Here is an 18793-nt window from a genome sequence, read left to right as displayed (position 1 = left end):
CCCTCCCGGTTGGGAAGGCCGCCGTTTCATGGTCGCCTGAAGCGAACCGGTCAGAAGCGGAAGCTGGCGCCTGCGCGGAACTGGCGGCCGATCAGACCGGCATAATGCCACGTCGTCAGGAAGTTCGGCGCGCTGGCATAGGCGGCGGGGGCCAGCGGTGCCTTCACGTCGAACAGGTTCTTCACGTTCAGGAAGAACGAGAAATTGTCGTTCACCTTGGCCGTGCCGTTCAGGTCGACGTTGATGAACGATTTGACGTAGCAGAATTGTTCGTTCTGCGGGGCCGACCGGGTGTAGAGATTGCCGGTGGCGCAATCGCGCGGCAGGTTCTGGTCCTCCGATACCGCCTTGATTCGGCTGACATAATAGGTCGTCGCCGACAGGGCATAGGGTCCCACCTGCAACGTGTTCTGCCAGTTGCCGCGCCAGGCGGGCGTGCCGTTGCCCGACGACAGGTTGTACGGCCCCATCGTGCCGGCATAGTTCTGGACGTTGCCGTTCGCCTCACCCGCATCGAGGTTGTATTCGAGGATGTGGGTCACCTCGACACGGCTCGTGAAGGTCGCGTCGTCCGCGATCGGCGCGGTCAGCGTCGCCGCGAAATCGATGCCCGACGTGGTCGAATAGTTCGCGTTCACATAGGGCACGTTGATGATGAGCACGCGCGGCAGCGCGTTCGGGAAGTTCGGATCGACCGCATCGACGCTGTTGACCGAATAACCCTGCCCGATGGCGGCGACCGCAGCCTGTGCGGCGGCGAGGTTGGCCGAGTTGTAATAGGCCTTGACCGCATCGCCGACCAACGGGCCGCTGACGATCAGGTCCTTCTTGCGCACATTGTAATAGTCGACGGTGAAGCTGAACCAGCGGACGGGCTGGAAGATCATGCCGGCGGTGAAGCTACGCGAGATTTCCGGCTTCAGGTCGGGGTTGCCCGCCGACCCGCGACCCAGCGAATATTGCAGGTTGTACGGGTTGCCGTTGGCCGAACACGAGGTGGTGGTGCCGGTCCCGCCATGCTGCAGGATGAAGTTACACGGCGGCGTGGTGGTCACGAATCCGGCATATTGGCTGCGGGCGCCGGATTCGGCGAAGGTCGGCGCGCGGAAGCCCTCGCTATAGGTGCCGCGGAATGCCAGTTCGCGGATCGGCGTGAACTTCGCGCCGATCTTGGGCGAGAAGTGGCTGAACCCTTCCGAATAATGGTCGTAGCGGCCCGACGCGTTCACTTCGAGCTGCTTGACGATTGGGGCGCCCAGTTCGAAATACGCCGCCGACACGGTGTGCGCGCCGAACGCCGAGGCGGTCGTCAGGCCATAGGTGTCGAGGTTCACGTTCTGGTTGTTGTTTTCCAGCGTCTCGCGCCGCACCTGCCCGCCGATGGCGAGCTGGAGCGGACCGCCCGGCAGGTCGAGCAGGCGCGCGCTGAGCGACGCGTCGGCCGATGCCATGGTCGAGAAGGACGGCGTGACCTTGTCCGGGGCGATCAGGTCGCGCACCGCCTGGCTGTTCGCCTGCGGATTGACGAAATTGTACGAGCCGGTGTTGATCGCGCGCAGCAGCTGCTGGATGTTCAGCAGGCCGTGCTGGGTGATCTGCATCTCGTCGCGGGCGTACACCCCGTCCACGCGCCATGCGAAGCGTTCGTCGTCGAACGACCCGGTCAGGCCGGCGGCGGCGCGATACACCTCGTTCTTGCGGTCGCTGCCGCCACGGATGTCACCGAACATGTAGTAGATGCGCGCGGCGCTGGTCGTCGGATCGGCGCCGGCCACCGCGAACGGGTTGTTCGGGTTCAGCTGGCGATCGGTCGCGGTCGCGCAGTTGGTGCCGGCCGAGCAGATATACATCGGCAGGACGATGCCCGGGTTCGACGACGCCACCGACGGCGGGGCGCCGAAGGGCTGGGTCGCGCGGATGACCGACGGGGTGCCGTTGATGCTGACGTCGCTGCGGCTGTAGCTGGCGGTGACATAGCCTTCGACCGTGTCGCTCAGGCGGACGCTGAGCCGCGCGTTCAGCGCATAGCGTTCCTGCAGCGGCTGAATCTGGCGATACAGGTCAACCAGATCGTATTTGCAGCCGGTGCCCTGCACGGCGGTCGTGTTCACCGTGAAGGTGTCGCGGGCGCAGTTGCCCAGACCCAGCGCGCGATACTGGTTGGTCAGCGGCGATCCGGTCGCGCCGCTCAGCGGGTTGTTCAGGTCGTTCTGGCGGACGCGGGCGACATAGGCGGTCGGCACGTTGACCGTCAGCGAGCTGTCCGACGCATTGTTGTCGAGACCGCCGATCGAGCTAAGGTCCTGCGTGTTGTACGGGAAGCCGCGGCTGTGGTTCGACACCCGGCCGTCGCGCTGATATTCGCCGTTGACGAACACGTTCCAGCCATTGGCGTCGTAATCGCCGGTGCCGACCGTCAGGTGCGCGCGCTGGTGCGACGCGTCGCCGCGCTCCGCCACGCCGCCTTCGACTAGGCCGTCGATGCCGGTGAAGTGCTTCTTCAGGATCACGTTGACCACGCCGCCGATCGCATCGGCGCCATAGGTCGACGATGCGCCGTCCTTCAGCACCTCGACCTTGTCGACCAGGCTGAACGGGATCGAATTGAGGTCGACATAGGCGTTACGCCCGTCGTCGTTCAGCGGAAAGTTCGCCGAGCGCAGCCCGTCGATCAGCACCAGCGTCGACGATACGCCCAGGCCGCGCAGCGACACCGCCGAACCACCGGCCGAAAAGCCGCTCTGGAACCCGGTGCCGATCGACCCGGCGCCATCGGCCGAGATCGAACGGATCGCGTCCGACACGTTGGTGATGCCGGCCTTGGCCAGCGTGTCCGAGGTCAGGACGGTGACCGGCGAAGGCGTTTCGCTGTCGGTGCGGCGCAGCAGCGATCCGGTGACGACGATCGTGTCGTCGGCGCCCTGATCCGCGGTGCCTTCAGTCGTCGTCGGGTTCGTCGCCTGATCGCGCGCGTCGAGGGTAGCGGGCGTGGCGGGCGTGGTCTGCGCGGCGACGGGGCCGGCGATCAACGCGGTGGCGAGCGCACAGGTGGCGGCACCCGCGACGAAGCGCGAGCGACCGAAAACGATCTTCATAGGGTATATTTCCTCCGGTCGAAGCGAACGATGCCCCCGCACCGCCGCATCCTGCGCGACAGATGTTCGAGTGCTGCACGCGCGTAAAGCGGGTGAATTAAGGTATGAATATATTGTAACGTAATGTTGCTCTGACGACACACCGTTGTAATGTATCAGTAGTTTGAGGGGGGACCATGGAGACGCGCAGGGCATCGATCGCGGATGCGGAGGCGATGCACCGCGTGCTGCGCGCGATCATCGCGCAGACCGGTCGCGAACGGCCCAGCGACGTGGCGTTCGTGACCCGTCATTATATCGCCAATCCGGCCGGCATCCGCTGCACGGTGGCGGTCGACGCGGCGGGCGAAGTCGTGGGGTTCCAGTCGCTGGTCCGGGCGGAGGCGGGCAATCGCTACGACGTGCCGCCGGGCTGGGGCATCATCGGCACCCATATCAGCCCGCACGCGCACCGGCAGGGCGTGGGCGCGGCGCTGTTCGCCGCCAGTCGCGCGGCGGCGCAGGCGGCGGGGCTGACGAAGATCGACGCCTATATCGGCGCCGATAACGCCGGCGCGCTGCGCTATTACGAGGCGATGGGCTTCCGCACCTATCGCGAGCCGGAGGGTATCGTGCAGAAGGTCTGCACGCTGGAGTAAGGATGGCGGCGTGCGGACCTGCAATCTATTAAAAACCATAATAAATCTGGAGACGACCCTCACGCGCGGTTCGTCACTCCGGACTTGTTCTGAGGGCTACTAAGCCGAAAACGCTAAAATACTCTGGTATTATGAATTATTTTTAAGCCGCAGTACAATATAGGGAACTTTATCCTTCGAAAACGCACGTCTAGCAGAGTTTGACATGAAAGGGGGTGCGTGATCTCCAAATATAATTATGAGATTAGGGCGGTATTTGGCAGTGATAACATTGTTAGAAAGTTCGTTCAGAGATCGTCTGATCAGATATGCATAACTGCACAGCTGCGGATTTTTTTCGAAACCTGGTGGGCATCCCGTGGTTACGGAATCATTTATCGGAAGATGGGAATCGAGAGTCATCAAGTGAACGAATCTCTTTCGTCCATCAAAAAGGTTTAACGCTCGGCGAAATACAAAGGCATCACACGCGCCTCGAAAAGAGGTATTTTTACATGGTGTAATTTGAGAATCCTGCGCCAACAGTTCGTCGTAAAACCATGATTTTTGAAATCCCATCGTGGGGTATACCGTAAATCGAGAATAAAATCGGCTCCCGTTTCCATGAATTGATTGAGTATCGTACCCTTGATGATGCATGGTTGCAGGCAGGCATCTTGGTAAGCGTCGCATGACCGTTGGCGACGTTGCATTTCCTACAAGTCTTGCACCACAAAGTTCTCTGATTTCACCCTGTAGCGTTGTGCCAAAGTATTCGTGAGTATTATATTCTATAGTATAATAATTAGAAAGATTTCGCATTAAAGGTTCTACAAGGCTTGCTCTTTGAGCTGGATCTTGCGCCCATCCGAACGACTCCACTGCAACGGAAAGAATTTGTGGAGGCAATGGCGCTGAACGGAGATCGACGTACATCGTCCCATTCCGAAGTTTGCGCAAAGCACCCCCCTTCAAGCTGCTTCCGGCGTACATAGGACCAATATCGGTAAGTGCGGTTGTGATCAGATTGATCCCACTCGCATTGCTTCTAAACCTAGAGGTACCGATAGAGGCGTCCGCGACGAGTAGTATCGTAACGCATAATATGAGAGGCCATATTGAACTATTGCATCGGCTAAGACCTTTTAGTGCGGCTGTGAAAATAATAGATAAAATTAATATTCCTAGAGAAATTGGTAATAATATTGGCCAAGGAAGATCTTGATAGCTTCCGATATACTGAGGAATTGCATCAATTCCCCAACGAAATTGACGGCCTACCAAGCAAATAATGTCAGCGGAAAGCGTCAATAGTACAAGGAAAAAAGAAATTATACGTATAAAAAATCTATTGATATTTATACGTCGAGCTATCCAGACAAATACTGGTGGTATAGCATAGTCTATCTGAAAGAAGGTTGCTTCACCAGTGCCATGCAGCACTATCATTCTAACAAAATTCACGAATAAAAAATATGTTAACCCACCGAATACAAATAAGTAACGATCAAGGTATCTATTTTCTTTTTCAGAAATAATTTTGATATAATTCCGCGATGGTGATATTTCCATTTTCAAATGCTCTCGCACCACGGCGTTATTTTAATGATCAAAGCCGATAATACGGCAAACCGCTTGCATGGCACCTCACCATATGGTGAACCATGGTCTCGCTTTTGCGGCATCGTTATTTTGCATTGCAGCATAAGTTATATGATCGTTCGGTGTCGGTGTACAGCGAACCTCGCTGATACCGTGTAATGGTGGTTAGCTTGCTTCTGAGCGCATCGGGTAAGCCGCCTGTCAAATTATTTTTCGACGCGGCAACCTGCTAATATACTATTGTGCTTGTTGGTGTTCTGGTCAAAGCCAACGCATTGATAAATCATAGTAAAGATGGTTGGCAATCGGCGTATTGCAACTCAGCTTTCCGACATCGCAATCGTCCTCACGAAGCCAATCGCGTGCTCGCCGGTTTCCCCTCCCGAACCCGCTTCGTGAAGGACCCCCCATGCAGATCGCCGACCTCATTACCGACACGCTGATCGCCGCCGGCGTCGAGCGCATCTGGGGCGTGACCGGGGACAGCCTGAACGCGATCAACGACAGTCTGCGCCGGTCGGGCAAGATCGACTGGATGCATGTCCGCCACGAAGAGGTCGCCGCCTTTTCGGCAGGCGCGGAGGCCGCCGCGACCGGCAGGCTGGCGGTGTGCGCGGGCAGCTGTGGGCCGGGCAACCTGCACCTCATCAACGGGCTGTTCGATTGCCAGCGCAACCGCGTGCCCGTCCTCGCCATCGCCGCGCATATCCCGTCGAGCGAGATCGGCCTGAACTATTTCCAGGAAACCCACCCGACCGAGCTGTTCCGCGAATGCAGCCATTTCTGCGAGATGGTGCAGACCCCCGAACAGCTGCCCGAACTGCTCCATCGCGCGCTGCGCACCGCGATCGGTAAGCAGGGTGTGGCGGTGCTGGTGATCCCCGGCGATGTTGCGCTGATGCAGGCGCCGAAGACCGCGCGCGCCGATTTCGCCGCCCCCCTCCCCCCGCGCATCGTGCCGCAGCCACAAGAGATCGAGCGCCTCGCCGAGCTGCTGAACGGATCGCAGGCGGTGACCTTGCTGTGCGGTGCGGGCGTGGCGGGCGCGCATGACGAAGTGGTCGCGCTGGCGGCGAAGCTCAAGGCGCCGATCGTCCACGCCTATCGCGGCAAGGAATGGATCGAGTGGGACAACCCGTATGACGTCGGCATGACCGGGCTGATCGGCTTTTCCTCGGGCTATCACGCGATGATGGAGTGCGACACGCTGCTGATGCTCGGCACCGATTTCCCCTATCGCAACTTCTATCCGGACAAGGCGAAGGTCGCGCAGGTCGACCGCGATCCGTCAGCACTGGGGCGGCGGGTGCAGATCGACATCGGCATCGTCGGCGATGTGGCGGAAGCGGCGGCGGCGCTCACCCCGCTGATCGCGCCCGGCCGCGACGACAAGTTCCTGACCAAGGCGCGAGACCATTATGCGACGGCGCGTAAAGGTCTGGACGACCTCGCCACCCCGCGCGCGGACGACAAGCCGCTCCACCCGCAGTATGTCGCGCGGGTGATCGATGCGGTCGCGGCCGACGATGCCGCGTTTACCGTCGATGTCGGCACGCCGGCGGTGTGGGCGGCGCGCTATCTGACGATGAACGGCAAGCGGCGGCTGATCGGATCGTTCAACCACGGGTCGATGGCCAATGCGATGCCGCAGGCAATGGGCGTGCAGGCGGCGTATCCGGAACGACAGGTGGTGTCGCTGTCGGGCGATGGCGGGCTGACGATGCTGATGGGCGACATGCTGACCGCGGTGCAGATGGGGCTGCCGATCAAGATCGTCGTCTTCAACAATTCGACGCTGGGCTTTGTCGAGCTGGAGCAGAAGGCGGCGGGCTATGTCGACACCAATGTCGCGCTGAAGAACCCCGATTTCGGTGCGATCGCGACGCAGATGGGCTTTTTCGGCGCGCGCGTGACGCGATCGGACGAACTGGAGGACGTGCTGCGCGCCGCCTTTGCCCATGACGGCCCGGCGCTGGTCGATGTCGTGACCGAGACGATGGAACTGGCCATGCCGCCCAAGATCAAGGCGGAACAGGTCAAGGGCTTTAGCCTCTATACTCTGCGCGCGATCATGAGCGGGCGTGGCGACGAGGTGATCGAGCTGGCGCGGGCGAATTTGTTGAGGTGAGGACGGGTTCATTCAATAACTGTTCGCATTAGCATTGACTATGCAAGTTACTCGCAATAGCGGTCCCGCCAACAAGGGGGATCTGCATGACCGATCGAATGAGCTTTCTGGCGATGACCTGCATCGGGTTCATCGCATCGGCGCCTGCCGCCGCTGCCGACCGCGATGTGGTGCCGGCGGCGCCGACCGCTCCGACGCAGGACCGGGTCGACGATCGCGACGTGATCGTCGTCAACGGCCAGAAAGCGGCCGAGGCGAAGCTGGAAAGCCCCAAGGCGACCGGGCCGCTGATCGACACGCCGCAGACGATCACCGTCCTGAACGACCAGACGATCCGCAAGCAGAACCTCCAGACGCTGCGTGACGCGCTCCAGACCATTCCGGGCATCACCTTCGGCGCGGGCGAAGGCGGCGGCGGCTATGGCGATACGATCAACCTGCGCGGCTATTCGGCGGCCAACGACATCACCGTCGACGGGGTGCGGGATTCGGCGCAGTACAGCCGCACCGACCCGTTCAACCTGCAGCAGATCGAGGTCTATAACGGCGCGAACACCGTCTTCAACGGATCGGGGTCGGTCGGCGGCACGATCAACCTGGTGTCGAAGGTGCCGGGCGTAGAGGATCTGTCGATCGCGCAAGCCTCGGTCGGCACCGACGACTATTATCGCGCGTCGATCGACGCCAACAAGCGCGTGTCCGATCTGGTCGCGGTGCGTCTGACCGGGGCCTATCACCATAATGGCGTGCCCGGCCGCGATGTCGAGAAGTTCGAACGCTGGGGCATCGCGCCGTCGGTGACGATCGGCATCGGCGGACCGACCAGCCTGACGCTCGCCTATGTCCATCAGGAGGATCGCAACACTCCGCTCTATGGCGTCCCCTATTTCGAAAGCGCGATCGGCGGGGGTGTGCTGCCCGGCGTCGACCGGTCGGACTATTACGGCATCGCCAATCTCGACCGGCAGGACCAGACCGTCGACCGCTTCACCGCGACGTTCCGCCATGCGATCGACGAGCAGCTGTCGGTGCGCAACCTGACGCGGTGGCAGCGGGTCGAACAGGCCAGCATCACCAGCGCGCCGCAGGGCACCTATTGCCTCGGCACCACCGGCCTGCAGCCGGTCGGCGCGAATGCGGCGGCGACCGTCGGCATCGCGTGCCCCGCGGGCCTCGCGCGCGGCAACTGGCGACCGTCCGGCCCGCGCGGCCTGTCGCGCGACCAGGTGAACGAGCTGCTCTACGATCAGGTCGACCTGCGCCATGAGTCGGGCGAGAAGGGCGGGCTCCGCAACGTCGCCAATATCGGCGTGTCGGGCGCGCTCGAAAACTACCACATCACCAGCGGCAGCCTGTTGCGCACCGCCGCCGGGGTTGCGGTGACGCCGCCCGACCTGGCGATCAGCAACCCCGACACGCGTTGGACCGGGCCGGTCAACCTGACCGTCACGGCACAGGCGCGCTCGGAGACGCAGAATCTGGCGGTCTATGCGTTCGATACGCTGGAACTGGGGCGCTATGTCGAACTGAACGGCGGGGTCCGCTGGGAGGTGCAGGACGCACGCTTCCGCAACCTGCCGCTGGCGGTCGTGCCGCCGGGCACCACGGCGCTGACCGCGCTGCAACAGCGCGTGCAGCGCTCGACCGAGCGGCTGTTCTCCTATCGCGGCGGCGTGGTGGTCCACCCGGTGGAAACGGTCAGTCTCTATGCCGGCTATGGCAAGGCGAAGACGCCGTCGTCGCAGACGGTGCGCCTGGGCTGCGGCGTGCCGACCGCCGTCGGCGCGGCCGATCCGTGCGCCGTGGCCCCGGAAACCGCCGAGAATATCGAGGCGGGGGTGAAGGCCGCGCTGTTCGGGCGCAAGCTGGAACTGACCGCCGCGGTGTTCCGCAACGAACGCACCAATTACCGCGTGCCGTCGAACGATCCGGCCTTGCCCGCCGGGTTGCAGGTGCTCGACGGTCGCGCGCGGGTCGACGGCATCGCGCTCGGCCTGTCGGGATCGATCCTGCCGGCATGGACGATCTTCGCCAACTACACCTATCTCGACGGACGGGTCCGGCAGTCGATCTCCGACCGTGACCTGGGGGCGGGGGTCCGCGATCCGCAGGCGGATGCGACGCTGGTGCAGACGCCCGAGCATTCGGGGTCGCTGTTCACCACCTACAAGCTGCCCTTCGGCCTCGAGATCGGCTATGGCCTGACCTATCAGGGGGCGATCGCGCTGAACGTGCCGACGGCGCTGCAATCGGTGCAGTTCCGCGCCGACGATTACCTGATCCACCGGGCCTATCTGGCCTACACGATCGGGGAACGGGCGACGGTGCAGCTGAACGTGCAGAACTTCACCGACGAACGGTATCTGACCGGCCTCCGCAGCAACGTAAACGCCACCACCGGCGCGGTCAGCGGCGGATGGGCGATGCCCGGCGACCGGCGGCAGGCGGTGCTCAGCCTGTTCTACAACTTCTGATCTGAACATGCGTCGAAACGCATCCTGTTTGAACCAAGCGTCATTCCAGCGCAGGCTGGGATCTCCCCGTGACAGCACGGGGCAGGAGCCGGTTGAGGCCCCAGCCTTCGCTGGGGCGACGGTCCCGGTCAGAGGGATTGAACTCCAGTGACGAAGGGCGAAGCGGCGTGCTGATCGCCATTCCGCAGGTGCTGGACGCCGCCGCGCTTGCCCGCGTCCGCGCGCTGGTCGACGGTGCCGACTGGGTCGACGGCAACGTGACGTCGGGCACGCAATCGGCGCTGGCCAAGCGCAACCGGCAATTGCCCGAGGACAGCGCTGCCGCGCGGGAGGCGGGCGGGATCGTCCTCGACGCGCTGGGCCGCGCACCGCTGTTCATCGCCGCCGCGCTGCCGCTGAAGGTCTTTCCGCCGCTGTTCAACCGGTATGAAGGGGGCGAGGCGTTCGGGCTGCATGTCGACAACGCGATCCGCATGAAGCGCGGCACCGATTTCCGCATCCGCAGCGACCTGTCGGCCACGTTGTTCCTCGAAGACCCCGACAGCTATGACGGCGGGGAACTGGTGATCGAGGACCGGTTCGGGCCGCAAACGGTGAAGTTGCCCGCCGGGCACATGGTGCTGTACCCCGCGTCCAGCCTGCACCGCGTCACGCCGGTCACACGCGGGGTGCGGTCCGCCGCATTCTTCTGGATTCAGTCGATGGTACGCGACGATGGCGAACGCCGGCTGCTGTTCGACCTCGACCAGTCGGTGCAGGCGCTGGCCACCGATCGCGGACAGGGTGACGGCGTGGTCGTGCAGCTGACCGGGCTGTACCACAATCTGCTGCGCCGCTGGGCCGACGCATGACCGGCGCCGCCGTCAAACGCCGCCGCAACTGGCGCGCATGGTGGGCGAAGCAACTGATCGCGTGGCACTGGATCAGCGCCGGCATCTCGCTGGCGGCGATGCTGTTGTTCGCGGTGACCGGCATCACGCTGAACCATGCGGCGACGATCGCCGCCGAACCGGTCGTCGCCGAACGGACGGCGCAACTGCCGACCCCGTTGCTGCGCCCGCTGGCCGGTGCGGCGGCGGCGAAAGGCCCCCTGCCCGATGCGGTCGCTGCCGCCGTCGAACGCGGGGTCGGGCTGGACGTCGCGGGCCACGGCGTCGAATGGTCGGACGGCGAGGCCTATGTCGCGCTGCCGCGACCCGGCGGCGATGCGTGGGTCAGCATCGATCTGAGCAACGGCGCAGTCCGTGCCGAGACGACCGACCGGGGCTGGATCAGCTACCTCAACGACCTGCACAAGGGGCGCAATGCCGGGTCGGCCTGGTTCTGGTTCATCGATGTGTTCGCCATCGCCTGCGTCCTGTTTTCCATCACCGGGCTGTTGCTGTTGCAGCTCCATGCGAAGCGCCGCCCGTCCACCTGGCCGCTGGTCGCGGGCGGTATCGCGCTGCCGGTCGTGCTGGCCATGTTCCTGATCCACTGAAGGGGAAGTCCCGATGCGTATCCTGTCACTGGCGGTTCTGGGCGGTGCGACCGTCGCCGCCGCGCCCGCCCCGCCCGCCGGAACGATCAGCGTCACCATTCCGCGCCTGTCGGTCGCCGAATATCACCGGCCCTATGTCGCGGTGTGGATCGAACCGGCGGGCGGCGGCGCGGCGCGCACGCTGGCGCTGTGGTACGATGTCCGCAAGTCCGGGGCCGAGCCGGGGACGAAATGGCTGTCCGACCTGCGCGCGTGGTGGCGCAAGGGCGGGCGCAGCATGGCGTTGCCCGCCGATGGCGTCAGCGGCGCGACCCGTGCGCCGGGCACCCACAATATCCCGCTGCCCACGGGTCTGCGCCCCGGCGCCTATGTCCTGAACGTCGAGGCGGCGCGCGAGACCGGCGGGCGCGAACTGGTGCAGGTGCCGCTGACCATCCCCGCGCGCGCCGCCCGCGCGACCGGGTCGCACGAACTGGGCGCCGTCACGATCGCCGCCCGCTGATACCCATGTTGTCGAGGACTTCGCCCATGCCCCGTTTCGCCCGCCATCTGCTTGCTGCCGCCGCCCTGTTGTCGCTGCCCGCCGCCGTGTCCGCCCATCGGTTGTGGATGCTGCCCTCCGGCACCGTGTTTTCCGGCACCGACAGCTGGGTGACGGTCGATTTCGCCGCGTCCAACGACCTGTTCTATGCCGATCACCAGCCCGGCCGCCTGGAGGGGGTGAAGGTGTGGCAGCCCGACGGCACGCCGGGACAGGTGCAGAACGGCGCGACCGGGCGCTATCGTTCGGTGTTCGACGTGAAGCTCGACAAGCCGGGGACGTGGAAGATCGGCACCGCGATGTCGGGCGTGATGGGCAGTTTCAAGGTGAATGGCGTCGAACAGCGGGTCGGCGGACGCGGTGGCCCGCCGGGACCGGACGGGGTGCGCCGCCCGCCGCTGACCGTGGCCGACATTCCCGCCGATGCGACCGATGTGCAACTGGTCGAAACCGCCAACCGCAACGAGATTTTCGTGACGTCGGGCGCACCGACCCGCACCGTGCTGAAACCCAGCGCCAAGGGGCTAGAGATCGATTTCGTCACCCATCCCGACGAACTGGTCGCGGGCGAGCCGGCCAGGTTCCGCTTTCTGGTCGACGGGCGGCCCGCACCGGGGTTGAAGGTGACGGTCGTTCCCGGCGGCAAGCGCTACCGCAATGCCGAGGGTGCGCGCGAGCTGACCACCGGGACCGACGGGATGCTGTCGATCGACTGGCCGGCGGCGGGAATGTACTGGCTGAGCGCGTCGCATGAGGATGCCAAGCCGAGCGTCGCCCGCGCGACCGGCCGGCGGCTGTCCTATGTCACCACGCTGGAGGTGATGACCCCCTGATGGCGGCGCGCCTGCCGCCGCGGATCGCGCTGCCGACCGATCCGCAGGCGGCGGCGCTCGCCAGCCATGACCCCGCCGCACAGGTGGCGACGCTGACCGGGGAGACGATGGGGACCAGCTGGACGGTGCTGGCCGCGCTGCCCCCGGCGATGGCGGGCGCGGCGGCGTTGTTGCAACGCGCGATCGCGGCGCGGTTGACCGATCTGGTCGCGCAGCTAAGCCATTGGGAGCCGGCCTCCGCGCTCTGCCAGTTCAACGCGCTACCGCCCGGCGGGGTCGCTGTCCTGCCGGACGATCTGGCGCGGGTGATCGACCTGTCGCTGCGCATCGCCCATGCGAGCGACGGCGCGTTCGATCCCGCGATCGGTCGTCTGGTCGATCTATGGGGCTATGGTCCGCCCGGCCCCTGTCCGCCGCCCGCAGCGGCGGCGATCGATGCGGCGCGTGCCGTGTCGGGATGGCAGCGGTTGCGGTTCGATCCGGCGCGCGCGCGATTGCGCCAGCCCGGCGGCCTCGCGCTCGACCTGTCCGGCGTGGCCAAGGGCTATGCGGTCGATGCCGTCGCCGACCTGCTGGCGGCGCAGGGCGTGCATCATTGCCTGGTCGAGATCGGCGGCGAGCTGGTCGGGCGCGGGATGCGGCCCGATGGCGATGCGTGGTGGGTCGACCTCGAAGACCCGCCGGGCGCGGCCTTCGCCCCCTTGCGCCTCGCGCTGCATGAAAGCGCGGTCGCGACTTCGGGCAATTATCGCCGGGGCGATCATTCTATCGATCCGCGCACCGGCTGTCCGGCGGACAATGGCGTGCTGTCGGTCAGCGTCGTTGCCCCGTCTGCGATGCTGGCCGACGCGCTGGCGACGGCGATCGCGGTCGCCGGTCCGGACAGCGGGGTGATCCCGGCGCTGGACGTCGCGGCGCGGATCGTGGTGCGGGACTGCAATGGGGTGCGCGAAATATTAACCCCGCGCCTGCGCGCGATGTTGGGGTGATCGACCTGTCGACGTGTCGACAGGTCGATCGTCTGGTCAGCGCGCGACCGGCACCTCCGCCACGTTCCACCCGCGCAGCGTCACGCCGGGCACAGCAGTGACGGTAGCGGGGTAGCGGATGGTGATCGTCCGCTTTTCGCCCGGCAGCAGTGCCACGTAATTGTCGCTGTAGAAGGCGGGCAGGATGCGCTTCCCGTCCGGCCCGGTCAGCGTCAGCTTGGCGTTGAGTGCGGGCACCGCGCCGTCATTGGCGAGGTCGACCGTGACCATCCGGTCGGTCCCGTCGACCACCGGTGCCGCCATGCGCGCCGTCAGCGTTGCCGGGGCAAGATCGTTCAGCGCCTGATACGAAGCGGCGTCTCGCCCGCGCCAGTAGAAATTGTCCGACACCGGCTTGCCCGCCGCATCGCTGAGCGTCAGGCGGACCAGCACCACCGGATGCGCGGCATAGAGCGGGTCGAGCGGCACGGGGCTGAGCGGCGTAGCGCGGTTGGCCAGCGCGTCGACGCGATCGGTGCGCTTGAACAGTTCGGCATTGTCGAGGCCCACGACCCGCACGGCGGCGGTCAGCCCCTTCGCATCGGCCTGCGTCGTGTTCAGCACCACCAGTTCGTTGCCGGGCAGGTTGAGCTGGATATGGACCGGCTCGGCCGCCTTCTTCGCCCCGTAATAGGCGGCGTGGGTGTCGTAATCCCACGAATAGATCTGCCACGCGTTCGACGGCCAGGCCGGATGGGTCATCCACAGCAGCCGGCCGCTATTCTTGGTCCACAGATGGCCCAGAAACCCCTCGTACATCGCCTTGTGCGTTTCGAGGTTCATCATCTGCGCCTTGCGCTCGAAATCGGCGAAGTCGCGGCCGGGGCCGAACATCGTCGCCAGCGTCTGCATGAACGTCTTCGTGTCGCCGTTCCCGGCGAAATGCCAGTCGTGATAGGCCAGCACGTCGCCCAGCGGCCAGCGATCGGTGGCGGGCACATAGGACGCGATCGATTCCGCCGTCGACAGCGACGGCGTGCCCGTCTCGACCGAGAAACCGGTGGCGAGATCGGTGAAATACCCTTCCGGCGCGCGGTAGTTGTAGGGGCCGGACCCCTGCAAATTCACGACGTTCGACGACCCGGTGAACCAGCGCGTGCCGTCCAGTTGGAACACGGCATCGTCCAGCCCCCCGTTCAATGCCGGATAGGGCACGCCTTCGTTGCGGCCGAACCACAGGATGATCGACGGGTGGTTGCGATAGCGGGCGATGGTGTCGCGCGCGTTGGCAAGGAACAGTGAGGCATCGTCCGGCTCGATCTGGAAATTCTGGGTCGATTGCCAGAAATCGTTCAGGACCATCATGCCGTTCTCATCGGCGAGGTCGTAGAACTCCTCCTCGGTATTGGTGCCCATCCAGTTGCGGATGACGTTCATATGCGCCTCGCGCTGGAGGCGGAAGAAGGGGGCGAGCCAGGCATAGCTGACCCGCTTCATCGCATCGTCCATGCCCCAGTTGCCGCCGCGCGCCGCGATCCGCACGCCGTTGACGCGGATCGTCAGATGCGGTTCGGGCAGCGTTTCCGCGATCGGCGTGACGGCCCGCGACGCCTCCCCCGCCGGGGTCAGCGATTCCGCCCATCCGGTCGGCGACTGCTTGATCGCGGCGTGGCGCACGTCGATCAGCTTCTGTCCGGCCAGCCCGCCATCGGTGGTCTGCACGTTGACCCGGCGCAGCGCGCCCTTCGCATCGAACAGCGACAGGTCGTAGCTGACCTCGCGGATGCCGAAGCGTTGCGCTTTGCTGTCCGACACGCCGCTGGCGTCGCTGACCTGATAGGTCGCGTGGTAGAGATGCGGTTCGCCATAGCTGTTGGGCCACCACAATTTTGGATTGGCGACGCGGAGTGCGGGGAAGTCGGCGGGGGTGAAGCGCACCTCGCTGCGCCCGGTCGGCGCGGTCACGGCCTTTTCGACCGATACGCCCTCGAACGCGACCTTCACCGTGACCTGGGTCGCGGGGCCGCTATTCTCGATCGGCACGGTCACATGCACGTCGGCGCGGTCGATGCGCGGCAGCGGCAGGTCGGTGACGACATGCGGGTCGAGGATGCGGACGGCACCATGGGCGACCAGCTCGACCGGGCGCCACAGCCCGGTATTGCGGTCGCGGATGCCGGGAATCCAGTCCCACCCCTCGGTCGCGACGAAGGTCGGGCCGTCGATCGCCAGCTGCCCGCCATTTTCGCCGACGCCCGCGCTGACCGATTGTTCGTGCGGGATGCCGGGGTGCGGCGGCGGCGAGACCTTGACCGCGATCACGTTCTCGCCCGCAGCGGCCACGAAATCGAACTGGCCGCGAATGAACGCGCCGCGGGTGCTGCCCAGCTTCGCACCGTTCGCCCAGATGTCGGCGGCATAGTTGATGCCGCCGAACACGATGGTCAGCTTCCGGCCCGCCGCTTCCGCCGGTACGGTGAAGCGGGTGCGATACCAGTAATCCTGCCGCGCCAGTTTTTCGGGGATCTTCAGGTTGTTGAGGCCGTAATAGGGGTCGGGATAGACGCCGCGATCGACCAGGGTCTGGAGCACCGTGCCCGGCACCGTCGCCACGCGCCATGTGCCGTCCGCCGTGTCCGCCGTGTCCGCCGCGCCGGGCCGCGACAGGACCGCGCCGTCACCAGTAACCTTGGGGGCGGCGGCGAGTTGCCAGCCATTGATCTGCCAACGGCCGGGTGCGGTCGGCTGCATGACGGGTGCGGTCGGCAGCGGCTTGGCGACGGGGGCTGTATAGTCTTCGCCCTTGCTCTGAGGCAGGGTCCATGCGTCCTGTTGCTGTGTCAGGCCGATATTGGCCTGTTTCTGGAACGGCCAGCTGACGCCGACTTCCCAGAGCTGAACATTGGCGAAATCCGGGGCGGGGATGGCTGCGACCTGCGCCGCCGTCAGCGCGCTGGAATGCAGCGTCGCACTCACCAGCGTGCCGCCGAAATGCGGACGTCCGGGAAGCGCGCGCGCAATGTGCAGCACCGGTGCAGTCGGCGACGATGCCAGCATAGCCTGCGCGGTCGGGCGTCCGTCGATATAGAGTACCACGCGGGTGCCGTCCGATACGGCGGCCACCTTTGTCCAGCGGCCTGGAGCGATCGTCGTCCCGGCGATCGTCCTGCCGCCATCGGTGAGCGTTAGCCGACCGCCCACCAGCGACAGCACACGCGCATCGCCCAGCGCCATCAGCGGCACGTCGCCCGGCTGCGTCTCGTTCGTCTCGACCCACAGGGTGAAGCTGTACGGCGCGCCGGCCTGCGTCACCGTCCCGGTGACGGGACGTTCGATGCCGATCCCGCCGGGCAGGAAACTGGCATTGTACGGCCCGCCATTGGCCGGCACCTGCGCGCCGGCGGCTCCGGTCAAGGCAACGCTGCCCAGCAGCGCGGCGATCATTGCCGTTTTCATGCAATCGTCCTTTTCGTCAGGTCGGCGCTGATCGCTTCGAGATCGCGGCCACGGGTTTCGGGAAAGAAGCGCCAGACCAGCAGTGCCTGCACCAGCATCGCGGCGGCAAAGCCCCAGAAGGGCAGCGCCCGGTCCCAATGCGCCACCAGCGGAAAGGCGAAGGACAGCACCGCATTGGCGACCCAGTGCGTCGCGCTGCCGATCGCCTGCCCGCGTGCGCGCACGTCGGTCGGGAAGATTTCGCTCAAATACACCCAGATCACCGCCCCCTGCGACATGGCGAAGGCGGCGATGAACAGGATGAGGAGCGGGAGCAGCCATGCAGGCGACGCCGCGCCCATATAGACCAGGGCGACCCCGGCGAGCGCGAATGCCGTGACGATGCCGCCGCCGATCAGCAGCGGCTTGCGCCCGACCCGGTCGATCACTCCCATGCCGATGATGGTCGCGATCAGGTTGGCCGCGCCGATCGCGATCGCTTGCACGTCGCCCGACACGCCGGTAAAGCCGGCGGCGGCAAAGATGTCGTTGAGGTAATAGAGGATCGCGTTGATGCCGGAGAGCTGGTTGAACAGCCCGATGGCGATGGCGAGCAGGATCGGCGTGGCATGGATGCGCCAGTCGAGCCGCCCGGTGCCGCCGCCCTCCCCCGCCGGAATGGCGTCGAGGCCGAGCCGCGCCGCCGCGCGCGCCGCATCGCCGCCGCGCCCGCGCGCGGTCAGCCAGCGCGGGCTTTGCGGCAGGCCGGTCAGCAGGACCAGGAACAGCGCCGCCGGCACCGCCGCCACGCCCAGCTTCCACCGCCACGCAAGGTCGGGGGCGACCGCCTGCGCGACCAGATAGTTGCTGAGATAGGCGACGAGGATGCCCGCGACGATATTGAACTGGAACAGCCCGACCAGCAGCCCGCGCCGCTTCGCCGAACTGATCTCGGCGATATAGACCGGGACCAGCACCGACGACGCACCGATGGCAAGCCCGCCCAGCACGCGGAACGCGACGAAGCCGGTGAGCGTCGTCGCGATGGCGCAGCCGACCGCCGAGATGACGTAGAGCAGCCCGACGACGCGCAGCACGGCAAGACTGCCCCAGCGGTCGCCCGGCGCGCCGCTGAACAACGCGCCGACCAGGGTGCCCCACAATGCGGCGGAGACGGCGAGGCCGAGGCCGGCTTCGGACAGCGCATATTGGGCGCGCAGCGCGTCGGTGACGCCCGAGATGACGGCGGTGTCGAACCCGAACAACAGCCCGCCGAGACTCATCGCGACGACGGCGCGGGTATGGGTCGCGCCGCTCATGCGCCCGCCACCCGCGCGAGGAATGCCCCATGCGGTTCGGCATGGGCCAGCGTCTTGCCGATCGCCTCGCGCATCCGGGCGAAGCTGTCGGCTAGCGCGTCCTCACCGATGGCATCGGCCAGCGGCGAATGGCGCTGCGGCAGGTCGCCGAACCCCGCATAGAGGCTCAGCCAGCTCGGGTCCTGGAACGTATCCCACTCGTTGCGCACGAATTCTCCTCCCGAACGCCATGCGTCCAGCTTGATCTGCAGGGGTTCTGGCGGTTCGACCGCACGGATGGCCTGCCAGAACGGCTCGGTCC

13 protein-coding genes are annotated in these 18793 nt (G+C 65.2%); 8 read left to right on the top strand and 5 right to left on the bottom strand.

Annotated elements, in window-relative coordinates; all coding sequences use genetic code 11:
* Window positions 1-50: 50 nt before the first annotated feature.
* Entirely contained in the window at window positions 51-3095 is a 3045-nt protein-coding gene (locus ASE83_RS06745) for a TonB-dependent receptor plug domain-containing protein (RefSeq protein WP_055785691.1), read from the bottom strand.
* A 176-nt stretch (window positions 3096-3271) separates the two neighbouring features.
* On the opposite strand from ASE83_RS06745, the gene ASE83_RS06740 reads away from it, so the two are divergent.
* Window positions 3272-3733, top strand: coding sequence for a GNAT family N-acetyltransferase (locus tag ASE83_RS06740; RefSeq protein WP_055785688.1), 462 nt, complete (start codon window positions 3272-3274; stop codon window positions 3731-3733).
* A 129-nt stretch (window positions 3734-3862) separates the two neighbouring features.
* Here ASE83_RS06740 and ASE83_RS18080 read toward each other — a convergent pair whose 3' ends face one another.
* Window positions 3863-5284 carry a sulfatase-like hydrolase/transferase gene (locus ASE83_RS18080; protein ID WP_082443179.1) on the bottom strand — a complete coding sequence of 474 codons (1422 nt, stop codon included), beginning with the start codon at window positions 5282-5284 and terminating at the stop codon, window positions 3863-3865.
* 439 nt (window positions 5285-5723) lie between these two features.
* Here ASE83_RS18080 and poxB point away from each other — a divergent pair, with 439 nt between their 5' ends.
* From poxB to ASE83_RS06705, 7 genes are all read left to right on the top strand, one after another.
* The gene (gene poxB, locus ASE83_RS06735) at window positions 5724-7442 is read left to right on the top strand and encodes a ubiquinone-dependent pyruvate dehydrogenase (RefSeq protein ID WP_055785685.1); all 1719 of its coding nucleotides are present in this window, start codon (window positions 5724-5726) and stop codon (window positions 7440-7442) included.
* Between the two features lie 86 nt (window positions 7443-7528).
* Entirely contained in the window at window positions 7529-9916 is a 2388-nt protein-coding gene (locus ASE83_RS06730; protein WP_055785683.1) for a TonB-dependent receptor, read from the top strand.
* Between the two features lie 167 nt (window positions 9917-10083).
* Window positions 10084-10767: a Fe2+-dependent dioxygenase gene (locus ASE83_RS06725; RefSeq protein WP_055785680.1), complete on the top strand. Its 684-nt coding sequence runs from the start codon at window positions 10084-10086 to the stop codon at window positions 10765-10767.
* Window positions 10764-11396, top strand: a complete 633-nt coding sequence (locus ASE83_RS06720; RefSeq protein WP_055785677.1) for a PepSY-associated TM helix domain-containing protein — start codon at window positions 10764-10766, stop codon at window positions 11394-11396. Before ASE83_RS06725 ends, ASE83_RS06720 begins: the two co-directional genes overlap by 4 nt.
* 13 nt (window positions 11397-11409) lie before the next feature.
* Window positions 11410-11898, top strand: coding sequence for a DUF2271 domain-containing protein (locus ASE83_RS06715; RefSeq protein ID WP_055785674.1), 489 nt, complete (start codon window positions 11410-11412; stop codon window positions 11896-11898).
* Window positions 11899-11924: 26 nt separating this feature from the next.
* Entirely contained in the window at window positions 11925-12770 is an 846-nt protein-coding gene (locus ASE83_RS06710) for a DUF4198 domain-containing protein (RefSeq protein WP_055785671.1), read from the top strand.
* Entirely contained in the window at window positions 12770-13759 is a 990-nt protein-coding gene (locus tag ASE83_RS06705) for an FAD:protein FMN transferase (protein ID WP_235513132.1), read from the top strand. Before ASE83_RS06710 ends, ASE83_RS06705 begins: the two co-directional genes overlap by 1 nt.
* Before the next feature lie 36 nt (window positions 13760-13795).
* Here ASE83_RS06705 and ASE83_RS06700 read toward each other — a convergent pair whose 3' ends face one another.
* The 3 genes from ASE83_RS06700 to ASE83_RS06690 form a co-directional block, all read right to left on the bottom strand.
* On the bottom strand, window positions 13796-17194 hold the full coding sequence (locus ASE83_RS06700) for a glycoside hydrolase family 2 (RefSeq protein WP_055785670.1): 3399 nt from the start codon (window positions 17192-17194) through the stop codon (window positions 13796-13798).
* Window positions 17191-18492: a sugar porter family MFS transporter gene (locus ASE83_RS06695; protein WP_055785667.1), complete on the bottom strand. Its 1302-nt coding sequence runs from the start codon at window positions 18490-18492 to the stop codon at window positions 17191-17193. Before ASE83_RS06695 ends, ASE83_RS06700 begins: the two co-directional genes overlap by 4 nt.
* The coding region (locus ASE83_RS06690; protein ID WP_162236645.1) for a tryptophan 7-halogenase at window positions 18489-18793 on the bottom strand (305 nt) is incomplete at its 5' end. The genes ASE83_RS06690 and ASE83_RS06695, both read right to left, overlap by 4 nt.

The organism is Sphingomonas sp. Leaf32, assembly GCF_001421765.1.
Taxonomy (GTDB): Bacteria; Pseudomonadota; Alphaproteobacteria; order Sphingomonadales; family Sphingomonadaceae; genus Sphingomonas.
This window is presented reverse-complemented; position numbering and strand designations above follow the sequence as displayed.

Excerpts from the sequence above, each read along its gene's own strand:
- ASE83_RS06745 (WP_055785691.1), bottom strand. The coding sequence starts at position 3,095 with ATGAAGATCGTTTTCGGTCGCTCGCGCTTCGTCGCGGGTGCCGCCACC.
- ASE83_RS06740 (WP_055785688.1), top strand. The coding sequence starts at position 3,272 with ATGGAGACGCGCAGGGCATCGATCGCGGATGCGGAGGCGATGCACCGC.
- ASE83_RS18080 (WP_082443179.1), bottom strand. The coding sequence starts at position 5,284 with ATGGAAATATCACCATCGCGGAATTATATCAAAATTATTTCTGAAAAA.
- poxB (WP_055785685.1), top strand. The coding sequence starts at position 5,724 with ATGCAGATCGCCGACCTCATTACCGACACGCTGATCGCCGCCGGCGTC.
- ASE83_RS06730 (WP_055785683.1), top strand. The coding sequence starts at position 7,529 with ATGACCGATCGAATGAGCTTTCTGGCGATGACCTGCATCGGGTTCATC.
- ASE83_RS06720 (WP_055785677.1), top strand. The coding sequence starts at position 10,764 with ATGACCGGCGCCGCCGTCAAACGCCGCCGCAACTGGCGCGCATGGTGG.
- ASE83_RS06715 (WP_055785674.1), top strand. The coding sequence starts at position 11,410 with ATGCGTATCCTGTCACTGGCGGTTCTGGGCGGTGCGACCGTCGCCGCC.
- ASE83_RS06710 (WP_055785671.1), top strand. The coding sequence starts at position 11,925 with ATGCCCCGTTTCGCCCGCCATCTGCTTGCTGCCGCCGCCCTGTTGTCG.
- ASE83_RS06705 (WP_235513132.1), top strand. The coding sequence starts at position 12,770 with ATGGCGGCGCGCCTGCCGCCGCGGATCGCGCTGCCGACCGATCCGCAG.
- ASE83_RS06700 (WP_055785670.1), bottom strand. The coding sequence starts at position 17,194 with ATGAAAACGGCAATGATCGCCGCGCTGCTGGGCAGCGTTGCCTTGACC.
- ASE83_RS06695 (WP_055785667.1), bottom strand. The coding sequence starts at position 18,492 with ATGAGCGGCGCGACCCATACCCGCGCCGTCGTCGCGATGAGTCTCGGC.